Origin of the sequence: Kordia sp., from assembly GCF_045105435.1 — a bacterium.
Classification (GTDB): domain Bacteria; phylum Bacteroidota; class Bacteroidia; order Flavobacteriales; family Flavobacteriaceae; genus Kordia.
This window is the reverse complement of the sequence record NZ_JBGCDL010000297.1, coordinates 1-9,767: the sequence shown is the minus strand read 5'-3', so window position 1 is coordinate 9,767 and position 9,767 is coordinate 1. Positions and strand designations below refer to the sequence as shown.

At 34.5% G+C, this 9,767-nt stretch carries 7 protein-coding genes and 1 pseudogene; all 8 read left to right on the top strand.

Translation table 11 applies throughout. The features are described 5' to 3' along the window. Window positions 1-441: pseudogene (locus AB8B65_RS15210) on the top strand (OstA-like protein); the annotation flags it as partial. 209 nt (window positions 442-650) lie between these two features. Further along, a complete protein-coding gene (locus AB8B65_RS15205) occupies window positions 651-1,466 on the top strand; it encodes a hypothetical protein (RefSeq protein ID WP_405302118.1) in 816 nt (271 codons plus the stop codon). Window positions 1,467-1,586: 120 nt separating this feature from the next. Continuing rightward, window positions 1,587-2,768 (top strand): aspartate aminotransferase family protein, encoded by a 1,182-nt coding sequence (locus AB8B65_RS15200; protein WP_405302117.1) that lies wholly within the window; start codon window positions 1,587-1,589, stop codon window positions 2,766-2,768. Between the two features lie 197 nt (window positions 2,769-2,965). After that, window positions 2,966-4,366 (top strand): tetratricopeptide repeat protein, encoded by a 1,401-nt coding sequence (locus AB8B65_RS15195; RefSeq protein ID WP_405302116.1) that lies wholly within the window; start codon window positions 2,966-2,968, stop codon window positions 4,364-4,366. A 78-nt stretch (window positions 4,367-4,444) separates the two neighbouring features. Continuing rightward, complete coding sequence (locus AB8B65_RS15190; protein ID WP_405302114.1) at window positions 4,445-5,392, top strand: DUF368 domain-containing protein; 948 nt, start codon at window positions 4,445-4,447, stop codon at window positions 5,390-5,392. Window positions 5,393-5,409: 17 nt separating this feature from the next. Beyond that, on the top strand, window positions 5,410-6,426 hold the full coding sequence (locus tag AB8B65_RS15185; RefSeq protein ID WP_405302113.1) for a DUF368 domain-containing protein: 1,017 nt from the start codon (window positions 5,410-5,412) through the stop codon (window positions 6,424-6,426). Beyond that, entirely contained in the window at window positions 6,401-7,162 is a 762-nt protein-coding gene (locus tag AB8B65_RS15180; protein WP_405302112.1) for a shikimate dehydrogenase family protein, read from the top strand. Before AB8B65_RS15185 ends, AB8B65_RS15180 begins: the two co-directional genes overlap by 26 nt. A gap of 121 nt (window positions 7,163-7,283) precedes the next feature. Then, window positions 7,284-9,389, top strand: coding sequence for a DUF349 domain-containing protein (locus tag AB8B65_RS15175; RefSeq protein WP_405302119.1), 2,106 nt, complete (start codon window positions 7,284-7,286; stop codon window positions 9,387-9,389). Window positions 9,390-9,767: the final 378 nt, after the last annotated feature.

Genomic DNA, 9,767 nt, shown 5'->3' with positions numbered 1-9,767 from the left:
ATTTATTATATGTACAATGATAAAAATGAATTCATCGGAATTAATAAAACGATTTGTAGCGCTATTAATTTGACACTAAATGAAAATCAAATAGAAGATATTACCTTTTTTACACGACCAGATGGTGTGATTTATCCAGATGCCGATTTACCAAAAAATGCACGGAGATTGCGTGGTTTTATTTGGCGTGGCGATGAACGAATGTTTTCGAAAGATGATATTTTTGATGAAGATGACAACAATCTTGTTTTGCCTGTCATTCGCGGTCTCAACAATCCGATGGATCCACGTGAACAAGGGGAAAGTCGCGAAGAAGAAATTTTTAAATCTACCATAAAAGCGTTGCCACCTGACAAGGCAAAAAAGAAAAAAGCGATGGAAAAGAAGAAAATGGCTGTGCAACCAACTACTAAAAAGAAAGCTGTTGTAAAGGAACAGTAGGTGTTAGATTGTTAGATTGTTAGATTGTTAGATTGTTAGATTGTTAGATTGTTAGATTGTTAGATAAAATTAATTAATTTGACGTATGTTCTAGTTAAAAAAAATATTTTATTAAGACAACTTGAAGAACATTAATTTGGCTTCTAATTTTGCATAATTACACCTATTTTTCTTACTTTACTCCAAATTATCATAATAGTAACTATACCATGCATACACGTCACAAAATAATTCCAATTCTCGTACTTTCAACGCTTTTTGCATGTTCGCCTACAGAACGAAAAGGACTTCCCGAAAACGAAAGAGCCTATGTAAATGAAATCACAAATGATTTGTGTACAAATGCGTTTGAATATGTAAGCGACGACCTCATTCTGGAACTGAACACCATTTCTATAGATGACATTGCACAGAAAGCGACACAACAATTAGACAGTGTCTACGGAAGTAAAGGCATCACTAATTTTTTTAAAGATCGATTAAAAAGTGAGTTGACAAAAAACTATTTTTCACTCAAAGATGAAATCAAAGACAATCTATTAGTCATCGGATCTAACAACTTATGGGATATTGAAAATTCGAGGGCTTTTTTCGATTCAAACAAAATTCATCCAAGAAAATTAGACTGGAAAAAAACAATATTGTGTGGCGAATTTGAACCCACAATATTACACCGCATGTTTGACAGATGGACGATAGAGCAAAAAATAGTTCCATGCATAAAATCCAATTGGAAAGAAACTGGACAATTCAAAAAAATAACAGATTCAAAAGATGAATTAAAAATATTACCAAGCTACCAATACCAATTAGAAGTAGAGATAAATATTCATCTGCTCATTACGCATAGCGAAACTTCAAAACAAGAACAGTACATAACTACTTTGTCTGATGTTTGCAAAGGTTACTCTTCTGCTAATTTTATTGATTGGTATCGTTTGAACGGAAAAACACCACCATCACAAACAGACAATGAACATAAAAAATTAAAAGTTACCAGCAGTTTAAAAAAGTTCGGTTCATAAATTCTATTTGTTAATCGTTTTCTTTTAACTGTAAACACAGAAACTCAAAAACAAACCTATCAATTTTCAGCAATTAACTTCGTATCTTTGTCAACAAGATTTTGAAGGAGATTTATATTGATGAAGAAAGATTTTTTCACATACCAAGCACAAACAACGCCGCATCCGTTAGCGATGGAAATATCGCATGCAGACGGAAGCTATATTTATGATGCAAATCAAAAAAAACATTTAGATTTTGTGGCAGGCGTTTCTGCATGTAGTTTAGGACACAAACATCCTAGAGTTGTAAACGCCATTAAACAGCAGTTAGATCAATATTTGCATGTAATGGTGTATGGAGAATATGTGCAAAAATCAGCCGTAGAATTAACGAAATTATTAGCCGAAAATTTACCCGATCCGTTAGAAAAAACATATTTAACAAATTCAGGTACGGAAGCCATTGAAGGCGCTATGAAGCTTGCAAAACGTTTCACAGGACGTTCGGAATTAATTGCAGCCAAACACGCATATCACGGCAATACACAAGGCGCTATGAGCGTCATGGGTTTTGAAGAACGTAAAAGCGCTTTCAGACCTTTATTGCCCAATGTGCATTTTATTGAATTCAACAACGAAGCCGATTTAGAAAAAATTACGACTAAAACTGCTGGTGTTATTTTAGAAACCATTCAAGGTGGTGCAGGTTTCATTGTTCCAAAAAACAACTATCTAACGAAAGTAAAACAACGTTGTGAAGAAGTTGGTGCATTGCTAATTTTGGACGAAATTCAACCTGGATTTGGTCGTACTGGCACACTTTTTGGATTTCAAAACTACAATGTTGTTCCTGATATTGTCGTTATGGGAAAAGGAATGGGCGGCGGAATGCCTGTTTGCGCGTTTACCACTTCCGCAGAAATGATGGATTCTTTGTACGATATGCCAAAACTAGGACACATTACCACATTTGGCGGACATCCTGTAATTGCTGCAGCTTGTTTAGCGACATTACAAGAAATTACGGAAAGTAATTTAATGGCAGAAACACTAACGAAAGAAACACTATTTAGAAAATTGCTTCAACATGAATACATTGAAGAAATTCGCGGAAAAGGACTCATGTTATCACTGATTATGAAAAATGGCGACATTGCAAATGAAGTAATTTTAAATTCTTTGAAAGAAGGTTTGATCTTATTTTGGCTCCTTTTTGAACCAAAAGCGGTTCGAATTACGCCGCCTTTAACAATTTCTGAAGCAGAAATTAGAGAAGGTTGTGCCATAATTATGAAAGTTTTACGAAAAATTGCAGACTAAAGCCCTAACAAAAACGTTAATATTACCTACACAGCCTACAAGTACCTAAAACAATCAACTAAAAATCAAACCATTGACAAACAATAAAAAAATTGTAGTTGTTGATTACTTTGTTGAAAACAATTAGCGCAATGCTAACAAATGGAGACGAACATCAACTACATTTAATAGTAGAAATCTAAAAGCGCTTATTGCCTATGCTATTTAGCTCTAATGAAAATAATAATTTTGCACTTTCGAAATTTGAATCGATGTTAAAAACTAACAGCGTATTCTTTTTTGACGCTGCCGAATTTGAAGATATCACACATCACTACTTAGATAGCGGAAAGGTTGCTTTGGCTAAAAAAGCAATCAAAATCGGCTTAGAACAACATCCAACTTCTGTCAATTTAAAACTGATGGAAATTGAGTTAATGGTGTTTGAAGATAAACTTGATACTGCTGAAAAATTGCTAGATGAGCTCTATACTTTAGAACCATCTAACGCAGAAATATACATTCAAAAAGCAAACATTTACTCCAAAAGAGATGAACATTACAAAGCTATTGATCTCTTGAAAATGGCACTAGAACACAGTAATGACCTAGGAGATGTGAATTCTTTGATTGGAATGGAATACCTTTTTATTGACGATTTTAAAGAAGCAAAACATCACTTTATCAAGTGTATGGAAATGGATATTGACGATTATTCTTCCCTTTACAATATTATTTATTGTTTTGAATTTTTGGAAGATATCGATGGTGCCATTAGCTATTTAAACGAATACATTGACAAAAATCCGTACTCAGAAGTTGCGTGGCATCAATTGGGAAAACAATACTATACTAAAAAATTATTCCCAGAAGCCTTGGCTGCTTTTGACTTTGCAATTATTGCCGACGATCATTTTATTGGTGCGTATTTAGAAAAAGGAAAAGTACTTGAAAAGTTAGGAAACTACAACGAAGCTATTCATAATTATGAAGTGACTTTAAAATTGGACGATCCAACTTCGTTTGCGTATTTACGCATGGGAAAATGTCATGAAAAATTAGGAAACAAAGACTTGGCCGTAAAGTTTTATTACAAAACAGTACATGAAGATCCGTTATTAGACAAAGGTTGGACAGCAATTACCGATTTTTACGTGCGACAAGAAAACTTTCAAAAAGCCTTGTATTACGTCAACAAAGCAATCAATATTGACACCGAAAATGTTTCGTATTGGAAGCGTAGCGCCGAAATTCATCGTGCATTACAATTGTATGAAGAAGCAGATATTGCCTACCAAAAAACAGTAGAACTCGGAAACTACGAACTTTCTACTTGGATTGCTTGGGCAGATATTTTAAAACTATTAGGCGAATACGATAACACCGTACACGTGCTATTGCAATCACTTGAATTCTACCCAGATAATTCTAAAATAGAATACAGATTGGCTGGAATTTATTTCACTATTGGCGAACAAAGTAAAGGCACATTTCACCTAAAAAATGCATTGCGAAACAACTTTAAAGAACACTTATTATTTCAAAAATTATTTCCAAATTTGGTCATGCGTGTTTCTGTGAAAAATATTATTTCCGAATTTAAAAAACCGTACACATAAAATTCCATACTTTTGCGTGTAGCGTTCGTATCCAAAAAATATGAACTCATCAACAAAAAACGTATAACCTAGCTACACATGAATAGAAATCTATTCGATTATTTAATCATCACTTTAAAAGGATTGGCCATGGGCGCAGCAGATGTTGTTCCAGGCGTTTCTGGCGGAACAATTGCCTTTATTTCAGGGATTTACGAAGAACTTATTACGTCAATTAATAATATCAATTTCGGATTAGTCAAAACACTCCGTAAAGATGGTATCAAAGCCGCTTGGAAACAACTCAACGGAAACTTTTTGGTAGCATTGATGTTGGGAATTGGAATCAGTATTTTATCCTTAGCGCAACTCATCAGGTCATTACTAAAAGAAGAACCTGTATTATTATGGTCATTTTTCTTCGGATTGGTCATAGCAAGTATCTTATTCATCGGAAAACAAATAGAAAAGTGGGATTGGAAAGCCATTCTCGGTTTTGTACTCGCAGCAATACTCGCCTACTACATTACAACTTTACCACGCGGCACGGAAAATGTGGAAGCTTCTTGGTTTCTCTTTGTAGCAGGTTCGTTGGCTATTTGCGCCATGATTCTTCCAGGAATTTCCGGAGCATTTATTTTAGTGCTTTTAGGTGCATACCAACCTGTTATGGACGCGATAAGCGACAGAAATATTAAACTAATCGCCATTTTTGCAGCTGGTGCTATTATTGGATTATTACTGTTTTCAAAACTTTTAAAATGGTTGTTTAGCAATTATAAAAACCTAACGTTTGCCATTTTAACAGGCTTTATTTTAGGGTCATTAAACAAAATTTGGCCTTGGAAAGTTATTATAGATACACGAATCGATTCACATGGTGAAGAAGTAAATGTATACGGAAAAAGCATTTTACCAAACACTTTTGAAGATTTAGGACAAGGAGAATCCAAACTTTTATTTGCAATCGGATTGATGGTTGCTGGTTTCCTAACCATTTTCATCATGGAAAAACTCGCCACTGGAAAAGACAAAAAACACGCTTAAAACCACATAAAAATTACATGGAAAACACACGCACGTTCAAAGACAAAATTTTACTAATTGTAAAAGGATTGGCTATGGGCGCAGCAAATAAAGTTCCTGGAGTTTCTGGCGGAGTTGTAGCATTTGTGGCTGGTTTTTATGAAGAATTCATTTATTCGCTACAGCGGATTAATGGGCAAGCATTCAAATTACTTTTCAAAGGACGTTTTAAAAGTTTCGCCACATACATTAACGGACGCTTTTTAGGATTGCTCATTTTGGGAATGCTCATCAGTTACTTTAGTGTTTCTAAAGTGCTCGATTATTTTATTCAACATTACAAACTCTTTGTCTGGTCAGCTTTTTTTGGAATGATTCTCGGTTCTATATATTACATCGGAAAAGATTTTAGAAATTGGAATCGGAGAACAGTTATTGGATTGCTCGTTGGTGCTGGTGTTGGAATCGTCATCAGTTTGATGAATCCTGCAAAGGAAAATGATCATTTAGGTTTTGTATTTATTTGCGGAATTATTAGTGTTTCGGGAATGACATTGCCTGGACTTTCTGGTTCGTTCATCTTAATATTACTTGGTAATTATGTATTGCTTTTGGTCGATTCGGTCAATGCACTTTTTGATACCATTGCTGAAATGTTTAAAGGTGATTTTGCCTTTATGAGCAATGCAGAACGGATTCGCGAATTGCAAGTATTAGGTGTGTTTACAGCAGGTTCAGCAGTTGGTTTGGTAACTTTATCGCATCTTTTAAACTATGTACTAAAACATTTCAAACACGTGACAACTGCCATTATTATCGGATTTATTTCGGGTTCACTTGGCGTGGTTTGGCCGTGGAAAGAAGAAGTATATAAAATGGACGCGCTTGGAAATAAATTACTAGACTCTAACGGAAGAGAAGTTATTGAAAACTACAAACGTTTTACTCCCGATATTTCATCAGGCGAAACGTGGATTGCCTTTATATTTATCCTTTTCGGAATTACAATTGTATTAGCCTTAGATTGGTATGGAAAAAGAACTAAAAACATATAAATCACTTTTCGGATTGCTTGGAAAGCACATTGCCTATTCGTTTTCGAGAGGTTATTTTTCCAACAAATTTAAAGCGCTTCAACTCGACGATCATTTTTATACAAATTTTGACATTCCATCTATTGATGATTTCCCAACAGTTTTACACGAAAATCCAAATATCAAAGGTATTAATGTAACCATTCCGTACAAAGAAGCAGTCATTCCACATTTAGACAAATTACACCGAAAAGCCAAAAAAATTGGCGCCGTAAATACGATCAAAGTACTGGAAGATGGTTCATTAAAAGGATACAATACGGATTGTTATGGCTTTAAAAAATCACTCAAACCGCATTTAAAAAAACATCATAACAAAGCATTAATTCTCGGGACAGGTGGCGCATCTAAAGCGATTGCTTTTGTTTTTGAGGAATTAAATATTGACTACAAGTACGTTTCGCGAAAGCCAAAAAATGACAAATCGATTTCTTACCAAGATTTAAGTGAAAAAATAATGAAATCGCATGCTGTCATCGTGAATTGTACGCCGTTAGGGACATTTCCAAAAATTGAAGATTGTCCAGACATTCCGTATAAATACGTTTCTAAAGATTTTTTATTCTTCGATTTAATCTACAATCCATCAGAAACTACGTTTTTAAAATTAGGTCGTTTGCAAGGTGCACAAATTGTAAACGGATACAAAATGTTGGAGTTTCAAGCCGAAAAAGCTTGGAAAATATGGAATTCATAGGCAATCCTATCTTTTTTACTGCAATTATAGCAGTTTCTCATCTGTAAAACTTTGTCGTTTTGTTTCTTGTTAGTATATTCGGTACTTTAAAGCTTGAAAAGGAACCCAAACATTTATAATGATGTTAGAAGAAAAAGATGATAACCTGCAAGATGCAGAAGGAAAATTAGAAGAACAGTCTACCACTGATCATACCGAAGAAACGATTGATGAAGTTGAAAACGAGACTGAAGTCGAATCTGAAAATGAAGTTGAAACTACTGAAATTGAAACCGAAACTGAGGTTGAAACGGAAGCTACTGTAGAAGCAGAAACAATTGCTGAAGTCGAATCGGAAGTTGAAACAACTGTTGAAAGTGAAGTTGAAAACGCTGTTGAAGCCGAAACGGAAACTACAGAAACGACAGAAGAAGTTGTTGAGGAAGCGGAACAAACGATGGAAGAACATCAGGAAGCTGTCAATGAAGTAAGTGACAATGTTGCAGAAGATGCGGAAGATGAAAGTGCCAATGCGCGCCATGAAATCCCTGTGTTGGATTATCATTCCATGACCAAAGATGAATTGGTTGATGAGTTGGAAAAGCTTGTTAGAAACGAAAAAGTTCAAGCAATAAAAGAACATGTAGATGGTATAAAATCTGAGTTCAATCAAAAATTCAATGAAATTTTAGAGCAACGCAAAGAAGAGTTTTTAGCAGAAGGCGGAAATATCATTGACTTCCATTTTTCACTACCAATCAAAGGACGTTTTAATGTTGCTTACAACGAATACCGAAGCAAACGAAACGAATATTATAAAAATCTTGAGAAAGATTTACACGCAAATTTAGAAAGACGTTTAGCCTTAATTGAAGAGTTAAAAGGTTTGTTGAATGTTGAAGAAAATATCAACACGACCTACAAACATTTCAAGCAAATTCAAGAAGATTGGCGCAACGCTGGTTCTATTCCAAAAACACAATACAATAATGTTTGGCGAACATATCACCATCATATTGAGCGTTTTTACGACTTTTTACACTTAAATAGAGATCTTCGCGATTTAGATTTTAAGCGCAATTACGAAGAAAAACAAAAAATTGTTGCGCGTGCTGAGGAATTGGCGCAAGAAGATAATGTAATGCATGCGTTCCGCGAATTGCAAAATTTACACCGACTTTGGAAAGAAGATATTGGTCCTGTTGCCAAAGACTTACGCGAAGAAATTTGGAATCGATTCAGCGCAGCTACAAAGTCAATTCACGACAGACGTCAAGACTATTTCAAAAATATTGATAAGATTTACGAGCAGAATTTAATCGTAAAAGAAGAAATTATTACTAAAATCAATGAGATTTCTGCTGGTAAATACAACGTTCATAATCAGTGGCAAAATAAAATCAAAGAGATTGAAAAGCTACGTGAAGCTTTTTTTAATGCAGGAAAAGTTCCATTAAAAGTAAACGAACAAACTTGGGCTAAATTCAAACAAGCGGTTCGTGAGTTTAACGCAAATAAGAATGCATTTTACAAAACTTTAAAGAAAGAACAGCAAGATAATTTAGCTAAGAAAATGCAGTTGATCGAGTTGGCTGAATCGTTGAAAGAGAATGACGACTGGACCGCGACAACTCCAAAAATGAAGAAAGTACAAGCCGATTGGAAAAAGATTGGACATGTACCGAAGAAGATTTCTGACAAGGTTTGGAAGCAATTCAAAAATGCTTGTAATCACTATTTTGATCGTTTACACGCACAGAAAAATGCCGCAAGCGCTGAAGAAAATGAAGCGTTGGTGAAGAAAGAAGCGCTTTTAGCAGAAATGGAAGTTTTTCAGTTGTCTAATGACGTGCAGGAAAATATTGAAACCATTAAAAAGAGAATTGCCACTTGGAAAGCAATTGGTAGAGTTCCTTACAACAAAAAGAACATTGACAATAAATTCAACAAAGTTGTTGACGGTTTGTTTAATCAGTTGAATATTGACAAGCAAGAATCTGAACTGATTAAGTATAGCAATCGTTTGGAGAATTTGGATCAAGGAAAAATCAATTCGGAGCGTATTTTTATTCGCAGAAAAATTGATGAGATTGCTGCTGAAATTCGTCAGTTGGAAAACAACTTACAATTTTTCTCGAACTCATCATCTAACAGTCCGATGTTGAAAAAAGTACACCAAGACATTGAAAAACATAAGAAAGCATTAAACACTTGGAAAGCGAAGTTACAGCAGTTGCGATCGCTTTGATATAGTATTGAGAGTTGAGACATTAGAATTGAAATATTTCAAAATTCAACTAAAATCATAAGAGCCATTTAGGAAACTAAGTGGCTTTTTTTACAAAAGAGTTTGTGGTTTTTTGTTGATTTGTTGATTTGTTGATTTGTTGATTTGTTGATAAGAGTAACAAATTTGGATCAAGGTTACTAAATTACGCGTAAAGTTTCAACATATTTCTCTATACAATTTATTCGTTATACTGAACTTTATTCAGTATCGCATTAAGTTTTGTTTGTCGTTATGGGAAACCCAATCAAGTTCGGATTGACGAATGTGAAAATTTTATATTTAGAATTTCACATTAGAGTTTCAAAGCGCTTCTCTGTACAATTTTCTATCAAAAAT